Origin of the sequence: Chryseobacterium sp. 6424, assembly GCF_003692615.1 — a bacterium.
Taxonomy (GTDB): domain Bacteria; phylum Bacteroidota; class Bacteroidia; order Flavobacteriales; family Weeksellaceae; genus Kaistella.
In genome coordinates this window covers 791,059-807,487 of sequence record NZ_CP023540.1, presented here as the reverse complement: position 1 = coordinate 807,487, position 16,429 = coordinate 791,059, and the positions used below count along the sequence as shown (strand labels likewise).

Sequence of the window (16,429 nt, the reverse complement as noted above, 5' to 3'; positions counted from 1 at the left end):
AAGCTTTCCCATATTCCTCCAGGACATAGGCAGCAACCGCTTACAGTATAAGTTTGATTTTTTAGGCTCTTTTTATAATTTTGCGAGAGTAATAACCCATTAAATCAACATGTTATGGAAAATCCATTTGAATCAATCATTGAAAGACTGGACAGAATTGAAAAGCTTCTGGTAAGTTTAGTTCCTACCGAAGCAGCGATGACAAATGCCCATTTTAACAAAGAAATTCTGACATTAAAAGAATTATGTTCTTACTTGGAACTCTCTGCTTCCCACGTTTATAAATTAACTTCACAGAATGAGATCCCATTTACTAAACGAAGCAAAAGAATCTATTTCGTAAAAAAAGATATTGATGACTGGTTAAAGAAGTACAGGCAAACAACAAAAGATGAAATTGAAACGATGGCAGCCAACTATACTATTCGAAATCCGCTAAAATGGTAGCCAATCGCTTTCCCAAGTTCCTCCAGCACATAGCCGGCTTTCACTTCACGGACGTCCCCGGCCGTTCCGTTACAGCCAACTATACGCTTCCGTCACCGCGCACAGCAGTATGCCGGTATACCGGGATTTTTCTATTTTATTTTGGCTCCGGCACACCGTCATACCGCTGTTTTTTCCATCCCTCTCCACCGCGCTGATATTCCGCTCTTCACCCAAATATCTACCATGGTGCATAAATATATTCTATAATGTTTATGAAGTTTAGCTACGAGCAATACTTTCAGGAAACAAAAAAGCCACTGTAAAATGAGTGGCTTAAACTGTCGCGCTATATATTTTCATTTAGTAAGCATATCGTATAACTCTTTCGTTATTTTTATATAACTATTTACATATAACTTCAGATCCGTATTCTTATTCCCGCTAATCCTGTATTGTACCGGCGTTTTTGCAGATCCTACTTTTCGGAAGATTTCTATTTCTTCATCGTTAAGTAATAAATTAGAAGTCTCTACGGCTGTAATTTGATGGCTTATTTTCTTACGAGTTTCTCCTAGCGGTAGATTATATACTTGATCATCAATAAGAAACTTGAAGGTGTGCATATCCGGCCATTCCGAATAACCATCAAACATTAATCCCACCCTGTAAAATACCAGCCCATCTTTTATAACAAGGTACGGTTTTATACGGATGTTTTGTCCGTACGATTTCTTCTCGTAAATAACAGTTTTGTTATCGAATACATCTTTTTTAATGTGAAATTTTTTTAGAAATTTCTGATCAAGATTTTCCAAACTACTAGTCAGAGGCTTCTGTGAAAACCCAAAATTAAAAACAAAGAGGGCAGTTAATAGTAAAATTTTTTTCATTTCAAATGTTTTTCTTTAAAAATACAGAAAATTTAAATAAGAACAATATTCAGCCAATCCTGTCCATGGAATCATGCCGGTCGTTTCTGAACTTGCAACGTCATACAGCTGATTTTTCCATCCCCTTTCCATCCCTTGAAAGTCGGTTATACAAGCAAATCATTCCCTAATCGAATAACCGAAAAATTATTTAATCATAAGGCATTTATAACAATTTTGCCTGTACCGCTAGTCAATAAACTGCCTGGTTTCAGCGGAATAGTGTAGTGGCAGTTTATTCACTATCGGTACCGCGCACAGCAGTATGCCGCTGCTGCGAGCCCTCGCATCGCCATACCGCTGTCTTTCCCTCCGCTGAAGGGATTTAGTAAAATACCGCTTCGAATTCCCTGAGTTTTATAATAAACAAAACTCCTACTGCACCAATCGATAAACCCGGATAAGAAAAAATAAAAAAAAAGAAAGTAAAGGTATACCGTCGGAAAAATGCCCTGACAATATCTTGCCCTGCCGGGTTTTTTGCAAAAAAGATGGCCGTGAAAAATGATACGGCAATCTTTTTTGCAAAAAAATATTGCATCGCATTTTTCCTCCCGAAGGGTAGAGCACTTTCTTTTTTTTCTTTTTTTCTTTTGAATAGTATTCAGAAGAGCAAATTTTTTAAAACAAAAGTTATGCTTACCAACAAAGTACGGACTTACGCAGTCCACCGCCCAGCCCCGGAAACGGCTGTTTTTATTCTGAATCGTGGCCACAATGCCGGAAAACCTTTGCGTGAACCTTGCCCGAACTGCTTCATCATCTACTGTGGCAACCAGGAAGAACTCGAAACCGTTTACTGGACCTTTTACTCCCTCTGGAAAAACGGATTCTTTCACCCTTATCTCTGCGGCAGCGTCATCGAAATGCTCCGGCTCTTCGAGCTGAAAAAACTCCTGCAGAACTTCATCCAGCCAGGCATCGAAAAAGCTACCCGTAATCCCGAAATGATCCACAAAATCAAATCCATCCACGAGCTGGAACAGAAGCAAGTAGAACAGTCCAGATTGCTCAGCCAGCTACGCGCTGCACTCATTCAGAAATACTACTACAGCATCTGAAAACAGAAAATTCCCTCCGGGGAATTTTTTATTTTGATTGCCACTTATTTCACCCTTTTCCCATACAAGAGTCATACTTATTTCACCCCTTTTAACAAACGAGCGAAAACGGACGCAGAAAAAATCTAAGGCATAAAAAAAGCCTGTCATGACAACAGGCCGGTTAACCAATAAAATTCTAATTATGGGACTTAAGTGCTATTTCACAGCTTCTTCAGCTGGATCTTCCAGGGCTTTTCCGGGAATTTTTCCGGATTTTTCGCCATACTCTTCTGAGCTCACGGCTGTCTGGCTCACCGCGCTGATGATCGTGCCGCCTAAAAGCAAATATCCTCCAATGGATATTACAGCTGCAGGGAGAATCACCGGTGCAGCCACCAGGGCACCGCCGACCGCCGACAAACCCAGTCCGATATTGCGGGCAATCCGAAACCACTTGGGAGTGGGTGAACTCATTCTGCTTGCTAAATTCATGTTTCTATTTTTCATGATCCTGATTTTTTGTTTGGTTAATTTCTAATTTGTTCATCCGTTGTTCCAGATATTCGACTTTCTTAGTGAGGATATCATAAGAGGTTCTGAATTCTGTTTTGATAATTAGAGCCATGGTCTTGACTTCCGACATATCTCTTTCCATACTCTTGAAATCGGTGTGCAGCTGCTTGATAAAGTAGGCCACAATCCCCAGCAGAACACTGCTGATAAAACCGAACAGAACGCTTAGTGTTAATTCATTAGCCATGATTTTCCGGTTTTAAAATTGAAAATTGTTCTGGATCTCAATCTGATTATCCTTGCTTTTGGCTGCCGCCAAAAGTTTAGGATAAACCTGCCGGTATGCATCGCGGCTCTGCAGAACCTGATAATCTCCGTCCTTCATGATGTAACTTAACCCGACGAGCGGACAACCGGCTGTGTGTTGGATCGTGTTTCCTGTATGGATATACACCAGGTCGAAAGTCGGCAGATCATCAATTTCAATCATGCCCTGATGCATTTGTCCGTACTTCTGGGAATACGTTCTGTTCATTCCACCGGTGGTGTTGATTTTAAGCTGAAATTTTCCCTCCGGGATCGCGGTCCTGCTTTTAATCTTAACCTGGCGGATTTTATCCTCCAGGAGGAAGCATTGAAAAATGCCGTCAATATAAAGATGGGAAAGGGTGCTTTGTTTTCCCTGGGCTACTCTTACTATTTTTGTTTTCATAAAATTCTGTATTTGGATTTTTGAAATGAGTGATAAAAAAAGGCTTCCATTTTCTGGAAGCCCTTTCATGATCACATCCTAAAACACTTCCTCGATTTTGAGACAGTTACCGGTAGCAAAAGGGTAATAAACTCCGTTTACTTCCTGGAAGAATTCAATTCCGATACACTGAAGTACAGAAACGGTATTGTCCAGAGTTGGTAAACCTGGCAAGTCTGCCGTAATGGTATCACCGGAATAACTTTCATTAAGCGGGATAAAAGGTGATCTGGCAACTACACTCAGCTCATTGTTCACCGCGTCGTCCGGTTCATAAGTTCCGGTTATCGGGTTATACGAAAAGTCTGCGATCACTGCCAAAGCATGGAGCAAACGGAAGTGCGAAGCACCTGCAGGAGCAGCGATCAATTCGATTGGTATGAACTCTTCTACAATGAAATCTGCAGTATTTCTTGCAGGATCATGATTCACCTGATATGGAGCATTGAAAACACCGTTGATCGATTGGTTCTTGTTGAACTCAAACCCATTCAGATAATTTCTCTGAGTGGAGATCTCTACCTTTCGGTAACCTCTGGCTTCCGTTCCGTCCTCCAGGTTGATTTTCTTCATAATTGAAGTTAACCTGCCTGTTACCTGAGTATCGGTAAATTTCCCCATCAGCTGGGAAAGAGCGGTTCGCACCGCTTTTCCTGCAATGGCGCATCCACCGAACTCGTTCATGTTTTCGCGGGTACGCTCAAACTCCGGAGCGGTTTTAACCTGTTCTGCGGTGGGTCCGCCCACCATGCCGGCAAAAAATCCTTTTTGCCCTTTGATTTTGAAATGTCTAACGTCGCCTATGGTTCCGACGTATTTCATGAGACCTTTTTGTCTTGCCATGATATTAAATTTTATAATTGATAATTTGAAGAAAAACACTGTTGTCTAGACAGTTATAAATTTCTTAAATTATCTTTACAAAACCAATAGTTAAAACACAGTAAATCAATGCATTACAATGAAATTAACCCAAAATACACTACCATGAACGTCAGCAAAACAGAAAATCCGTCAGCAAAGTATTTCCAGATTCCGGGAATAATTACCGAAACGCATTGGATTGTGGAAAGAGTTCTGGATGGAGATACCATTATCGCAAAAGAAGAATTCGGTCAGGAAAGCAAAGAAATCCGACTTTACGGCCTCGATGCACCGCAAGTGCACATGAGCCGGAAAATGCGCGAGGATGAAGCGAAAAGCCACCTGCCTGCAGCTTTCTTACTGGAACTCGGTCTGAAGAGTTTAGGTTACGTGCTCCAGGTGTGCCCACCTGGAACACGTATCACAATCCTCACCGAAAAGAAAAACGAATTGGACTTCTGGCTGCGCCAGTTGGCCTATGTTATTCTGCCTTCAGGGGAATGTCTGAATGAGCTCCTAATAGCAAATGGCTGGGCAAAAGCCAGCCATTCTTATTATTGTTCGATGCTTACTGAATATCAATCTTTAAATTTTCAGGCAAAACAACACGAGCAGGGAATCTACCTGTTTACTGAAAATTTTTAAAATGTTGTACCTATGTTGTACCCATGACAGTAATAACGTAAGAAAACCCCTTGTTTAAAGGCGTGATTCCAAGTATTTCTGCCATTCCCATGTTGTGCGGAGTGCTTCTTCCAGGGATGTTTCAGCCTTCCAACCGAGTTCCCGTTCTGCTTTATCGGCATTGGCGTATGCGATGGTGATGTCACCGGGGCGCCGCTCGCAGATTTCGTAGGGTACGCTGACATTGTTAGCGCGTTCGTAGGCTTCTACCACTTCCAATACGGATGATCCTTTCCCGGTACCGATATTGAAGATATCAATGACGGTTTCTTCATTTGACGTTATTAGCTTCTGTAAGGCTTTTACGTGGGCTTTCGCCAAATCAACTACATAAATATAATCCCGGATGGCGGTACCGTCTTCAGTAGGATAATCGTTGCCCCAAATATTGAGTTTCTCGCGGATTCCGGCTGCTGTCTGTGTAACGTACGGAACTAAATTATTCGGGATACCGATGGGCAGTTCGCCTAACAAGGCGCTCGGGTGCGCACCTATCGGATTAAAATAGCGAAGCAGGGACACCCTACGCCCATAAGCCGTTGCGAAGTCTTTCAGGATTTCCTCTCCCATCTGTTTGGTTTTGCCATAAGAGGATTCCGGCGTTTTCAGTGGCGTGTTTTCATCAATCGGCATCTCATCAGCCTGGCCATAAACCGTGCAGGACGAACTGAAGATAAAGTTCGAGATATTTCGCACTTTAAATTCCTGTAGAATATTGATGAGGGTAAACAGATTGTTTTCGTAATAATCAAGCGGTTTTTCCTGGCTTTCGCCTACAGCTTTGTAAGCGGCAAAATTAATGCAGCCTGCAATCTCGTACGCGTCGAAAATCTGCGTAAGCAACTCCTTCCGTTTCAGGTCAAAAGGGAAAAACGCCGGTTTCTTACCTGCAATTTTCTCTATATTTTGAAGGATAAATCTTTCCGAATTGGAAAGATCATCCACAATCACCACTTCAAACTCATTCTTTAAAAGTTCTACCACTGTGTGCGAACCTATATAGCCAAGGCCACCCGTTACAAGAATTGTCATGTTAAATTTTGCTGGGTTTATTTAAAGAAATCAAGTACGGCATCCGTGATATATTTCAGTTGCTCTTCATCAAGCTCGGTATGCATCGGAAGCGAGATAACCTCATCAAGAAGCTTGTCTGTATTCACAAAATCGGCATCATTACTCTCCTGATAATATGCTTTTTGTTTCCTTAAAGCTACCGGATAATAAATCATCGCCGGAATTTCTTTTTCGGCCAAATATTGCTGAAGTGCCGTACGCTTACCATTCAGTACCCGAAGCGTGTACTGATGAAATACATGGGTTGAGTAATCTGCGCGTTTTGGCGCCAACAGGTGCGGATGATTGGCAAAGGCTTCATCATAATAATCTGCCGCTTTGCGCCGTGCCTCGTTATATGCATCGAGCTGCGGAAGTTTTTTCCTTAAAACTGTAGCCTGAATACTATCCAGACGCGAGTTTACCCCCACCTCGTCATGATAATATCTTTCATACATCCCATGGTTTACAATCCCACGGATCTTGTGTGCGAGATCATTATCATCGGTAAAAATAGCGCCACCATCTCCATAACAACCCAGATTTTTCGATGGAAAAAAGGAAGTGGTCCCTACCGTACCCATTGTCCCGGATTTTTTCACGGTCCCATCAGAGAAGGTAAAATCGGCGCCAATGGCCTGTGCATTATCTTCGATGACATACAGGTTATGCTCGCGCGCGATCTTTAGGATCTCTTCCATGTTAGCGCATTGCCCAAAAAGATGAACCGGGATAATGGCTTTGGTTCTGGGCGTTATCGCGGCCTTAAGTTTTTCAGGATCAATAGTGAAAGTATCATAATCTACATCCACAAGAACTGATTTCAGTTTTAACAGGTGAATCACCTCCACGGTAGCGGCAAAAGTGAAATCGGCCGTAATCACCTCATCACCTTCTTTAAGGTCCAGCGCCATAAGGGCAATCTGCAGCGCATCCGTACCATTGGCACATGGGATGACATGCTCGGTGCCAAGATAAGCCTCCAGTTCCGACTGGAAGGATTTCACTTCTGGTCCGTTAATAAATGCCGCAGAATCCAGCACATTAAGCACCGCATTATCTACATCTGCTTTTATCTTATAATATTGACTTTGCAGGTCAACCATTTGTATTTTCTTCATAAAAAATATTTATCCAAATTTAAGAAAATTAAAATGCTCGGGAAAATTAAAAGAATGTATTCCCTACTATTTACATTGGTGATTTATGGGATTAAAGATTATCCGAAAAACTGTCAACACGAAGATTTTTATTCCTGAATGACCTGTTGCGGAGAGAAGTAGGGCAACAGAATATCCTCAAACTTATAAAGTCCCGGCTGGTCTGTCTTTAGATTCTCTGCCACGAAGATGACACCGCTGCCAAAAGCCTCACGGGAAATCGACTCATGGATGAGCCTGACAGTTTGATACGGAAAACCAAATATGACTTCATGTTTTCCCACAATACCACCGGCACGGACGGAGTTGATGTTATTCTCTGTAATTTCAAGGGCTTGCGCCAGTTTTACAGCGGTGCCCGAGGTGCCTTTTTTCTCTTTAAAGTGCTCTTCATTAATCTCAATATCTACCCAAGGAGCGATTTTTTTCAGGAATTGTGCCGCAAAAAGCAGATAATTAACGCCTAAAGTAATATTAGGGCTCCAGAATACAACCGTGCGTTGGGCAAGTTTCTGCAACATAGCTTTCTGAGACTCGCCATAATGCGATACCGCACTGATGATTTTTATACCGGCATCCGCCGCGGCTTCCCCATAAACCGAAAGGCCGGTTTCGGAAGAGAAATCAATCACCATATCTACTGGCTGTGCCCTTAGCAGGTCTTCGACAGAAATGGATTGTGAAGAATAAATTGTACCCGGATCATCCGATTGCACACCCAGAAATTCAGGGACGCTGCGGCCTTCTAAAATGTTGCTCTGGCGATACACCCATTCAAGTATGAATTCTTCATGTTGCAAAATCACATTAGCGACAGCTTTACCGGTTTTTCCAAATCCAAATAGTCCTATCTTCATATTTTATATATTTTAACGGGTTTAACGTAAATTGGTAATGTAAGATATATTATGCTATACATTAAACAAGACGTTAAAATACAAAAATTATATTAACCGACATAATAGTACTGTAAACATGTATTTTGCAATGAGCGAATTTTCAGTTCTTTCTGCTAAGCCGAATTCCTGCTGGCATTGATATTCCCGAAAAGCGACCGCATGACCAGTTTTTCATAGGCCTCGCGGTTTCCTTCGTTTTTATGTAGTTTCATTAACGCATACTGTTGGATACTGAGGAGCGGCAGTACGATTTTCTCCCTGATTTTTATAGACTTGCGCGACAATGGTTCCTCTTCCATCAACATTTTAAAACCTGTAAGTTCTAACATCATGGATTTTGAAAGTTGATATTCATCAAATAATATCTGCCAGAATTCGCCGTATGTTTCATTATCCTTCATGTAAGAAGTCAATGGGAAATAGGTTTTATTCATACTCATCATCGAGTTCAGTACCAAAGTTTTAAAGAAGTCCGAACCGCGGTATAAGGCCTTTATCTCATCAAACCTGTCCTGTTTTTTAAGCTCATTCAGCGCGAAACCAAATCCGAAGAAACCCGGAACGTTCTGTTTCAGTTGGCTCCATGAACCTACAAAGGGGATGGCGCGCAAATCTTCGAACTTCAAATCGCCGTCTGCGCCGCGTTTGGTAGGGCGGCTGCCGATATTTGTTTTACCGTAGTATTGCAACGTACTCATTTCCTGCAAATAAGGCACGAAACGGGGATGCGATTTCAGGTCGGTATATTTACGGAAACTCAGTTCCGCAAGTTCGGCAATCAACGCTCTTTCGGAAGGCTCAATGTCTTTTTTATCATTTTTGAATACTTCGCTTTCAATACCTGCGGTCAATAACTGCTCGAAATTATACTTTGCCTGGTCCTTATTCCCGAACACACTGGTGATGGTCTGCCCCTGGATGGTAATTTCAATCTTATGGTTGGCAATGGTCTTGCCCTGCGCGGCATAGAAATCATGGGTTTTCCCGCCGCCACGCGCCGGCGGGCCACCACGTCCGTCAAAAAAGATGACGTTAATGCCATTTTCCTCGGAGCGTTTGGTTAGTTCTTCTTTGGTCTGGTAGATTTCCCAATTTGCTTTTAGGTATCCGCCATCTTTTGTTCCATCAGAAAAACCAAGCATGATGGTTTGCTGGTTGCCCCGTCTTTCAAGATGGCGGCGGTAAACAGGCAATTCATATAGAGATTTCATCACATCTGCGGCGGCATCTAGGCCCTGCATGGTCTCAAACAGGGGAACAATATCCATTTTAATGTCTTCTTCCGCATATCCGCAAAGCCTGAACATCGCAAAAACGTTCAGTACATCTTTTACCTCATCAGAATTTGAGATGATATAACGACTCATCCCACGTTCACCATTGGTCTGCTGGATGGTTTTGATATTGATGATGTTTTCAAGTGTATCTTTGGTGACTTCATCAAATTCTTCCGGCCGGATGACTTCGTGTGTGGACAGCAACCAATGAAGTTTTTCTTCCGAGGTAAGCTCATGCGTAAAGCCTGCTTTTCGCCACACAATTTCATCAATGACTTGCTGATGCACACGGCTGTCCTGGCGGATATCGAGTGTAGCAAAATGCGTCCCGAATATCGTCACCCTATCCTTAAAGTCATCAAGCAGATTACTGAACAATCCGTTATGTTGTGTCATCAAGATTTCTTCGGCATTATTGATGCGACTGAGAATTTGCTTTTCACTGATGTTTCTGCCGTCATACACAGCGCTGTAAATTTCTTCACTAAGCATGTCCAGTTCATCAGAGACGCCACGGAAACTAAGTCTCCGGCGTAACTTTTTCAGATGTGCGTAATAAGATTTAAGTATCGAAATATGCAGTTGCTGCGCCACCTTGCGTGTAATATCCGCGGTGACAAATGGGTTACCGTCGCGGTCGCCACCTGGCCAGAACCCTAACTGAAAAATATTGGGATTAGGCTGGTCGTGGTCTTTGCCAAAGGTGTTTTTTATTTTACGGTAAAGCTCACCGATAGAATCGTAATACACGTAACGCAGATAGAAAATAATACTGAGAGCCTCATCCAAGGGCGTAGGTTTCTCGCGGTTGAGGAACGGTGTTTTGCCAAGTTGCTGCAACAGCATGTCGATGTCTGTCACCGAATCTTTCATAATAGCCGACCTCAGGTCATGCAAAATGCGTTGTACCGCGTTCGGGTAAAACTGTGTAGGGTGCGCCGTGAAGACCACCCGCACCGAGAAGTCTTGCATTTTTTTCCGCACAGCATCCAAGCGCCGGTCCTGCATGGCACGTTCATACAACTGAAGCAGCGTGCCAGATTCGCTTTCGGGGTGTAACTGCGAAAAAGCAGCATCTTCAATACTGTCAAACAAAACAACCTGTCGTTCAATATACTGTATGATCTTAAACAAGAGTTCGGTTTTTTGTTCCTCTGTCTGTAACCCGGTATGTTTAATGAAGAATTCTTCTATAATTTCTTCGGGGCTTTTCCCCAGCTGATAACCGGCCTTGCTTTCTTCATAAAGAAATGGTAAAAGCATGCCGATATTCGTCATTCTGTCATAAGGCAGACTCATAAACAGTGAATTATAGATTTGGAACTTATTTTCGACAAGTTGCCTGAATTTCTCGGTAATTTCGTGGTGTTGCATATAACAAATGTATGTTTTTCGGTGATTTAACCCGTATATTTTTAAACTGTTACAGAAATATTGTAATTTCATTTCATGAAACTGCTGCTCATCATGTTTTTTTATATAGTTCAGTTGCCTTTGCGCAACAGGGCTTCACTGTCTCAGGACATAAAAAAACCGTGATACCGTTTCAGTTAATTAACAATCTAATTTTTGTGCCACTCAGCATCAATGGCACAAATCTTACGTTTCTTCTGGACTCCGGTGTTAATGAAACCATCCTTTTCAGCCTGGAAGACAAAGAAGTAAACTTCAATAAAGTAGAAAAAATAACCTTTTCCGGTCTTGGAGAAAACAAAAACATCGAGGGCCTACGCTCCGATAACAATCTGGTAACGGTAGGCCCAAATTACAACGATGCGCAGCATACGGTCTTTATTATTCTGGATGAGAACATTAACTTCTCTTCCCATGTCGGCATACCGGTCAATGGGATCATTGGCTACCATTTCTTTAAAAACCACCCGGTGGAAATTGATTACATCAGAAAGAGGATTACCATACATCCTGTAGGAAGCTATGTACCGAAGAAAACCTTCCGCGAGTTCGAGATCACCGTGGAAGGTAACAAACCGTACATCGCTGCGGACATTGAGTTGACGCACGATAGAAAACCCACGAAACTATTGCTGGATCTGGGCAACAGCGATGCCGTATGGCTGTTCCCGAAACTGATTCCGGGTTTTGTGTATAACCGCCCATTCATTGATGATTATCTCGGACAGGGATTCAATGGCGACATTTTTGGTAAACGCAGCCGCATACGTGGGTTGTACTTGGGTGAATTTGCTTTCGTGAAACCTTTGGTAGCCATGCCGGATGAATATTCGATACAAAACCTGCGGCTTATACCGGGAAGGAAAGGCTCGGTAGGCAGTGAAGTCCTGCGCCGGTTCACAATAATATTCAATTACCCTGAAAATAAAATCTATCTGAAGAAGAACCGGTATTATAAAGACCCCTTCCTTTTCAATAAAAGCGGACTTGATATTCAGCACGACGGGATGGTATGGGAAAGCGACCTTGTGAATATCTTGCCCACCAAAGTGCCCGGCGAACCTGAAGGCGTATCTGTGTACAATGCCAGCGCGGGCTTCCGGTATCATTTTGTACTGAAACCGCAGCATTCTGTGGCTGGCTGCCGGCAAAACTCGCCCTGCCAAAGCGCGGGTTTACGGAAAAACGACAAGATCACCCATGTAAACGGGCGTAAAGCGAGCGCTTATACCCTGCAACAACTTAATAATCTTTTGAAACAAGAAGACGGAAAAACCGTGCAGTTCAAGATTGAACGTGCCGGACAGATACTGAACGTAGAGATTATATTAACAGACCCAATCCCTTACCAAGATGAAAATTGAACAAACTGTACTGGACAGCATCCGTGCGCGGCCAAGGTTTAAGATCTACACTTCGCTGAGCCGGCAAGATTATACGGCCCACCTTACAATCTTCCTGGCGGAAAACACTGCCGAATTTTCAGGAAATATCAATACCGAAAGTGCCACGATTACGGTGAAAACCGATGAAGATAATTACTGGAAGCCAACCCTGTCCCTGCGGGCTGAAACCGAGGACAACACGACGGTGATCCGTGGAATTTTCGGGCCGAGTGCCGCGGTATGGACGTTCTTCATGTTTCTTTACTTCATCTTCTGTATGCTGTGGATGGTATTCTTCACCGTGTGGTTTGTAGCGTTGCAAATTGGCAGCACCGACTTCCGGTGGGCATTGCCTGCATCGTTGGGGATGCTGGTACTGTTGATATTAACTTATCTGGCTTCGTTATTCGGGCAGAGAAAAGCGCGTAGGCAAATGGATAAACTGCGCTGGTTTGCGGAAGAATCTATCCGGAGGATGGAGCATTAAAGAGTATATCGCCCTACTGAAGCGCTGCAATGGCATCATATGGTTCACTTGGAGGAATATAATTCGGTATCAGGATAACAGGGCTTCGACACGGTTGTATTAAATTTCGACGCTCTTATTGAACTTTTTCACGTTAAAAGTGAATCATTAATGATTGTTTAGAACTTAGTCAGCATAAAGTTTCAGATACTCCATCGCAGATTTTTCCCAAGAGAAATCATAGGACATATTGGTCTGCACCAACTGCCCCATCAACCCATCATGGTTGTATATATGCATGGCGCGATGCATGGCATGCACGGCATCATTGGCGGTTGCCGAACCAAAGGTTACACCGCCGCCGCCCACTGAAACATCGCGCACCGTATCTCGCAAGCCACCAGTATAGCGCACAATCGGTACGGTACCATAGCGCATCGCATACATTTGGTTGAGGCCACACGGCTCTACACGCGAAGGCATGAGCAGGAAGTCTGAACCCGCATAGATCTTATGTGAAAGATCTTCCTTATAACCTAAATCGAGGGCAAAGTTGGAGAACACCTGGTTGAGATGGAGTAACTGATTTTCAACATCCTGATCCCCGGAGCCTAAGATCATTACGTTGAGGCCGCCAAAAGTCTCGCGGATACTGTTGGCTACGATTTCGGGAAGCAGGTCGGCACCTTTTTCACCGGCAAAACGGCCAATAAAACTAAAAAGCGGCAACTTAGGATCCAGGCCATATGCCGCGCAAAGCGCCGCTTTATTTTTACGTTTACCTTCCGAAGCGGTTTCTTTATTATAATGAAAATCAAGGTAATGGTCGGTTTCGGGGTTCCAGACACCTGTATCAATACCGTTAAGGATACCAAAAGCCTTGCGGTGTTCGTGCTGTACCAAAGACTCTAACCCCCGCAACTGATCAAAGAGTTCCGTCATATATCCTTTAGAAACGGCGTTAAAGGCGTGGCAGCATTTGAGCATGGCGGCGAGTGGATTTATGCGTCCGTTCCAGTCCAGCAAACCCCAATTCCCACCCTCGAACCAAGGCAGATAATCTGCCATTTCCCAGGACATATCTCCCTGATATTCGCCATTATGGATGGTACCGATGGTTTTTATGCCTTTCAGGAAACTAAACTCGGGACAATTTTCGATCATAAAAGGGACGAGGCCCGTATGATAGTCGTGGCAGTGCAACACATCGGGCCGGATCTTCATTTCGCTGAGCCAGTGCAGGATACCATGTTGGAAAGCCAGGAACTGCTGACTTTCATCCCAATACCCGTAAGGCTGGTCCCGATCCAACAAGCCGGGAATCTTGATAAGATACAGATCAAAACCTAAGAGTTGAGATTGTTCCTTCGATATTTCAATCTCGAGCAACTGGTTTTTCTGACGAATGAAGCCAGTGAATACCGTTTCGAACTGATGCTGATGCACAAAGGGTTTGTTATACCAAGGCATGATTACGGCACTTTCAACACCATCGATACGGTTAAGGTATTTGGGCAGCGCGCCCACCACATCTGCCAGTCCGCCCACTTTGGCCACCGGATAACATTCCATTGAAAGATTGAGAATCCTCATACAACTATTGGTTTAAACATGCGCCACCGGTGGTCCGCAGTGCTTTAGAATAACCCCTGCCAAAGGCGGCAAACGGAGTACGATATTGTTCGGGCGGTACATCCACTCATCATCTTCCTCATCTATAATTTCTGCCATCACCCCGCTTCCGCCAAACTTTTTTTCATCAGAGTTTAAAATCACTTGCCAATTGGTGCCTTCATCTACACCGATTTTGTAGTCTAATACCCGTGGTGTAAGGTTTAGCACCGTCATGGTGATTTGCGATTGGTTGCTATTTTTTCTAAGGTAAATGAATACGGAATTCTCGGCATCATTGGCTTCCACCCACTCAAAACCATCGGGTTTATATTGGTTTTGGTAAAGAGATTCTTCGGTGGAGTAAAGGGCGTTCAGCGCTTTGACGTATTGCTGTAAACCTTTATGTATGGGATATTTCAGCAGGTGCCAATCTAAACTTTGCGCAAAGTTCCATTCATTGGTCTGGGCAAATTCATTCCCCATGAACAATAGTTTGGCGCCAGGCTGTGTGAACATATAGGTGTAAAGTGCCCGAAGGTTGGCAAATTTTTGCCATTCGTCCCCCGGCATTTTATAGATAAGGCTCGATTTGCCGTGTACGACTTCGTCATGCGAGAGAGGCATCATGTAGTTTTCTTTATTCACGTACATGGAGGCAAACGTGAGTTTATTGTGATGGTATTTTCGGTGAATGGGTTCTTCCTTAAAATATTTTAGGGTATCATGCATCCAGCCCATCATCCATTTCATGCCGAAACCTACGCCACCTTCGTGTACGGGTTTTGTAAGCATGGGGAAGTCTGAACTTTCTTCTGCCACCGTTAGGATGCCCGGAAACTCTTTGTAAACGGCTACATTGAAATCCTGTAAGAATTTCTTGGCTTCGAGATTCACATTACCGCCTTCGGCATTAGGCTCCCACTCGCCCTCGTTTCGGGCATAATCGAGATGCAACATGGAGGTAACTGCATCCACCCTTAAACCGTCGGCATGATAGCGGTCGAGCCAAAACATGGCATTTGAAATCAGGAATGATTTCACCTCTGGGCGGCCATAGTTGAAGATATGCGATTTCCATTCGGGGTGGAAACCTTTGCGCGGATCCTCGTGTTCGTAAAGAAAAGTCCCGTCGAAAAAATGCAGGCCATTGGCATCCCCCGGAAAGTGCGCGGGAACCCAGTCTAAAATAACGCCGATGCCATTACGGTGTAATTCATTAATCAGATACATCAAATCCTGTGGTGCGCCGAAACGTGAAGTCGCGGCATAGAAACCAGTTACCTGATATCCCCAACTGGGATTATAAGGATATTCCATCACCGGCATTAATTCCACATGCGTGAAATTCATCTCTTTCAAGTACGGAACGAGCCTCTCGGCCATTTCGCGGTATGAAAGAAATCTTTCGGGATGGTCGGTACCCCGCATCCATGAGGCTAAATGTACTTCATATATTGAAAGCGGAGTATTATAAATATCCTTATTTTGTCTCGAAGCAAGCCAATCCTGATCTTGCCACTCGAACCAGGTGGTAGAAATGACTGACGATGCCTGTACATGTTGCTCCCAGCTAAGGGCAAATGGATCTCCCTTTTCAAGCAGCACCCCGGTCGCTGTACGGATGGCGTATTTGTAAATATCGCCCCAGCCCAACCCTTCGATAAAGCCTTCCCAGATACCTGAGCCATCCCACCTCGGATATAATTTGTGTAAACCGGAGCCCCAATGGTTAAAATCGCCGATAACGGAGACCGCCTCGGCATTTGGTGCCCATACAGCGAAATAAACGCCTTTATTACTGTTCTTTTCTATGGTATGCGCCCCGAATTTCTCATAGAGCCGATAATGTTTTCCCTCACGAAAAAGGTAAATATCTGCGTCTGTAAATAACGAATGAGGGAGTACACGTTCCATAATTTCGGGATTGAATGAATAGTCGGACAAGTGCG

General features: G+C 43.6%; 16 protein-coding genes. 5 read left to right on the top strand and 11 right to left on the bottom strand.

The window, feature by feature from the left end:
- Positions 1-114: 114 nt before the first annotated feature.
- On the top strand, positions 115-447 hold the full coding sequence (locus CO230_RS03790; RefSeq protein ID WP_122027378.1) for a helix-turn-helix domain-containing protein: 333 nt from the start codon (positions 115-117) through the stop codon (positions 445-447).
- A gap of 338 nt (positions 448-785) precedes the next feature.
- Here CO230_RS03790 and CO230_RS03785 read toward each other — a convergent pair whose 3' ends face one another.
- Positions 786-1,319, bottom strand: coding sequence for a hypothetical protein (locus tag CO230_RS03785; RefSeq protein ID WP_122027377.1), 534 nt, complete (start codon positions 1,317-1,319; stop codon positions 786-788).
- Between the two features lie 674 nt (positions 1,320-1,993).
- Between CO230_RS03785 and CO230_RS03780 the strand changes: the two genes are divergently transcribed.
- Complete coding sequence (locus tag CO230_RS03780; RefSeq protein WP_162989971.1) at positions 1,994-2,419, top strand: DUF6943 family protein; 426 nt, start codon at positions 1,994-1,996, stop codon at positions 2,417-2,419.
- 198 nt (positions 2,420-2,617) lie between these two features.
- Here CO230_RS03780 and CO230_RS03775 read toward each other — a convergent pair whose 3' ends face one another.
- The 4 genes from CO230_RS03775 to CO230_RS03760 form a co-directional block, all read right to left on the bottom strand.
- Positions 2,618-2,908 carry a hypothetical protein gene (locus tag CO230_RS03775; RefSeq protein WP_317124759.1) on the bottom strand — a complete coding sequence of 97 codons (291 nt, stop codon included), beginning with the start codon at positions 2,906-2,908 and terminating at the stop codon, positions 2,618-2,620.
- A complete protein-coding gene (locus CO230_RS03770) occupies positions 2,898-3,161 on the bottom strand; it encodes a hypothetical protein (RefSeq protein ID WP_088467711.1) in 264 nt (87 codons plus the stop codon). The genes CO230_RS03775 and CO230_RS03770 overlap by 11 nt, the downstream gene beginning before the upstream one ends.
- A 12-nt stretch (positions 3,162-3,173) precedes the next feature.
- Positions 3,174-3,626 (bottom strand): DUF5675 family protein, encoded by a 453-nt coding sequence (locus tag CO230_RS03765; protein WP_122028876.1) that lies wholly within the window; start codon positions 3,624-3,626, stop codon positions 3,174-3,176.
- A 78-nt stretch (positions 3,627-3,704) separates the two neighbouring features.
- The gene (locus tag CO230_RS03760; protein ID WP_088467712.1) at positions 3,705-4,508 is read right to left on the bottom strand and encodes a hypothetical protein; all 804 of its coding nucleotides are present in this window, start codon (positions 4,506-4,508) and stop codon (positions 3,705-3,707) included.
- Between the two features lie 108 nt (positions 4,509-4,616).
- Here CO230_RS03760 and CO230_RS03755 point away from each other — a divergent pair, with 108 nt between their 5' ends.
- Positions 4,617-5,174, top strand: coding sequence for a thermonuclease family protein (locus CO230_RS03755; RefSeq protein WP_122027375.1), 558 nt, complete (start codon positions 4,617-4,619; stop codon positions 5,172-5,174).
- 54 nt (positions 5,175-5,228) lie between these two features.
- On the opposite strand, the gene galE is transcribed toward CO230_RS03755, so the two are convergent.
- The 4 genes from galE to CO230_RS03735 all read right to left on the bottom strand — a co-directional run bounded on the left by galE (position 5,229) and on the right by CO230_RS03735 (position 10,976).
- Positions 5,229-6,245, bottom strand: coding sequence for a UDP-glucose 4-epimerase GalE (gene galE, locus CO230_RS03750; protein ID WP_122027374.1), 1,017 nt, complete (start codon positions 6,243-6,245; stop codon positions 5,229-5,231).
- 17 nt (positions 6,246-6,262) lie between these two features.
- Complete coding sequence (locus CO230_RS03745; RefSeq protein ID WP_122027373.1) at positions 6,263-7,387, bottom strand: DegT/DnrJ/EryC1/StrS family aminotransferase; 1,125 nt, start codon at positions 7,385-7,387, stop codon at positions 6,263-6,265.
- 128 nt (positions 7,388-7,515) lie between these two features.
- Complete coding sequence (locus tag CO230_RS03740) at positions 7,516-8,283, bottom strand: 4-hydroxy-tetrahydrodipicolinate reductase (RefSeq protein WP_122027372.1); 768 nt, start codon at positions 8,281-8,283, stop codon at positions 7,516-7,518.
- Positions 8,284-8,438: 155 nt separating this feature from the next.
- Entirely contained in the window at positions 8,439-10,976 is a 2,538-nt protein-coding gene (locus CO230_RS03735; protein WP_122027371.1) for a phosphoenolpyruvate carboxylase, read from the bottom strand.
- A gap of 197 nt (positions 10,977-11,173) precedes the next feature.
- On the opposite strand from CO230_RS03735, the gene CO230_RS03730 reads away from it, so the two are divergent.
- On the top strand, positions 11,174-12,379 hold the full coding sequence (locus CO230_RS03730; protein ID WP_228438177.1) for a PDZ domain-containing protein: 1,206 nt from the start codon (positions 11,174-11,176) through the stop codon (positions 12,377-12,379).
- Positions 12,369-12,887, top strand: coding sequence for a hypothetical protein (locus tag CO230_RS03725; RefSeq protein ID WP_122027369.1), 519 nt, complete (start codon positions 12,369-12,371; stop codon positions 12,885-12,887). Before CO230_RS03730 ends, CO230_RS03725 begins: the two co-directional genes overlap by 11 nt.
- Positions 12,888-13,052: 165 nt before the next feature.
- On the opposite strand, the gene CO230_RS03720 is transcribed toward CO230_RS03725, so the two are convergent.
- A complete protein-coding gene (locus tag CO230_RS03720) occupies positions 13,053-14,459 on the bottom strand; it encodes a glycogen synthase (protein WP_122027368.1) in 1,407 nt (468 codons plus the stop codon).
- Between the two features lie 12 nt (positions 14,460-14,471).
- Positions 14,472-16,394: a 1,4-alpha-glucan branching protein GlgB gene (gene glgB / locus CO230_RS03715; RefSeq protein ID WP_122028875.1), complete on the bottom strand. Its 1,923-nt coding sequence runs from the start codon at positions 16,392-16,394 to the stop codon at positions 14,472-14,474.
- Positions 16,395-16,429 lie beyond the last annotated feature (35 nt).

Excerpts from the sequence above, each read along its gene's own strand:
- CO230_RS03740 (WP_122027372.1), bottom strand. The coding sequence starts at position 8,283 with ATGAAGATAGGACTATTTGGATTTGGAAAAACCGGTAAAGCTGTCGCT.
- CO230_RS03780 (WP_162989971.1), top strand. The coding sequence starts at position 1,994 with ATGCTTACCAACAAAGTACGGACTTACGCAGTCCACCGCCCAGCCCCG.
- CO230_RS03785 (WP_122027377.1), bottom strand. The coding sequence starts at position 1,319 with ATGAAAAAAATTTTACTATTAACTGCCCTCTTTGTTTTTAATTTTGGG.
- galE (WP_122027374.1), bottom strand. The coding sequence starts at position 6,245 with ATGACAATTCTTGTAACGGGTGGCCTTGGCTATATAGGTTCGCACACA.
- CO230_RS03745 (WP_122027373.1), bottom strand. The coding sequence starts at position 7,387 with ATGAAGAAAATACAAATGGTTGACCTGCAAAGTCAATATTATAAGATA.
- glgB (WP_122028875.1), bottom strand. The coding sequence starts at position 16,394 with ATGGAACGTGTACTCCCTCATTCGTTATTTACAGACGCAGATATTTAC.
- CO230_RS03755 (WP_122027375.1), top strand. The coding sequence starts at position 4,617 with ATGCATTACAATGAAATTAACCCAAAATACACTACCATGAACGTCAGC.
- CO230_RS03720 (WP_122027368.1), bottom strand. The coding sequence starts at position 14,459 with ATGAGGATTCTCAATCTTTCAATGGAATGTTATCCGGTGGCCAAAGTG.
- CO230_RS03770 (WP_088467711.1), bottom strand. The coding sequence starts at position 3,161 with ATGGCTAATGAATTAACACTAAGCGTTCTGTTCGGTTTTATCAGCAGT.
- CO230_RS03775 (WP_317124759.1), bottom strand. The coding sequence starts at position 2,908 with ATGAAAAATAGAAACATGAATTTAGCAAGCAGAATGAGTTCACCCACT.
- CO230_RS03760 (WP_088467712.1), bottom strand. The coding sequence starts at position 4,508 with ATGGCAAGACAAAAAGGTCTCATGAAATACGTCGGAACCATAGGCGAC.
- CO230_RS03790 (WP_122027378.1), top strand. The coding sequence starts at position 115 with ATGGAAAATCCATTTGAATCAATCATTGAAAGACTGGACAGAATTGAA.
- CO230_RS03735 (WP_122027371.1), bottom strand. The coding sequence starts at position 10,976 with ATGCAACACCACGAAATTACCGAGAAATTCAGGCAACTTGTCGAAAAT.
- CO230_RS03725 (WP_122027369.1), top strand. The coding sequence starts at position 12,369 with ATGAAAATTGAACAAACTGTACTGGACAGCATCCGTGCGCGGCCAAGG.
- CO230_RS03765 (WP_122028876.1), bottom strand. The coding sequence starts at position 3,626 with ATGAAAACAAAAATAGTAAGAGTAGCCCAGGGAAAACAAAGCACCCTT.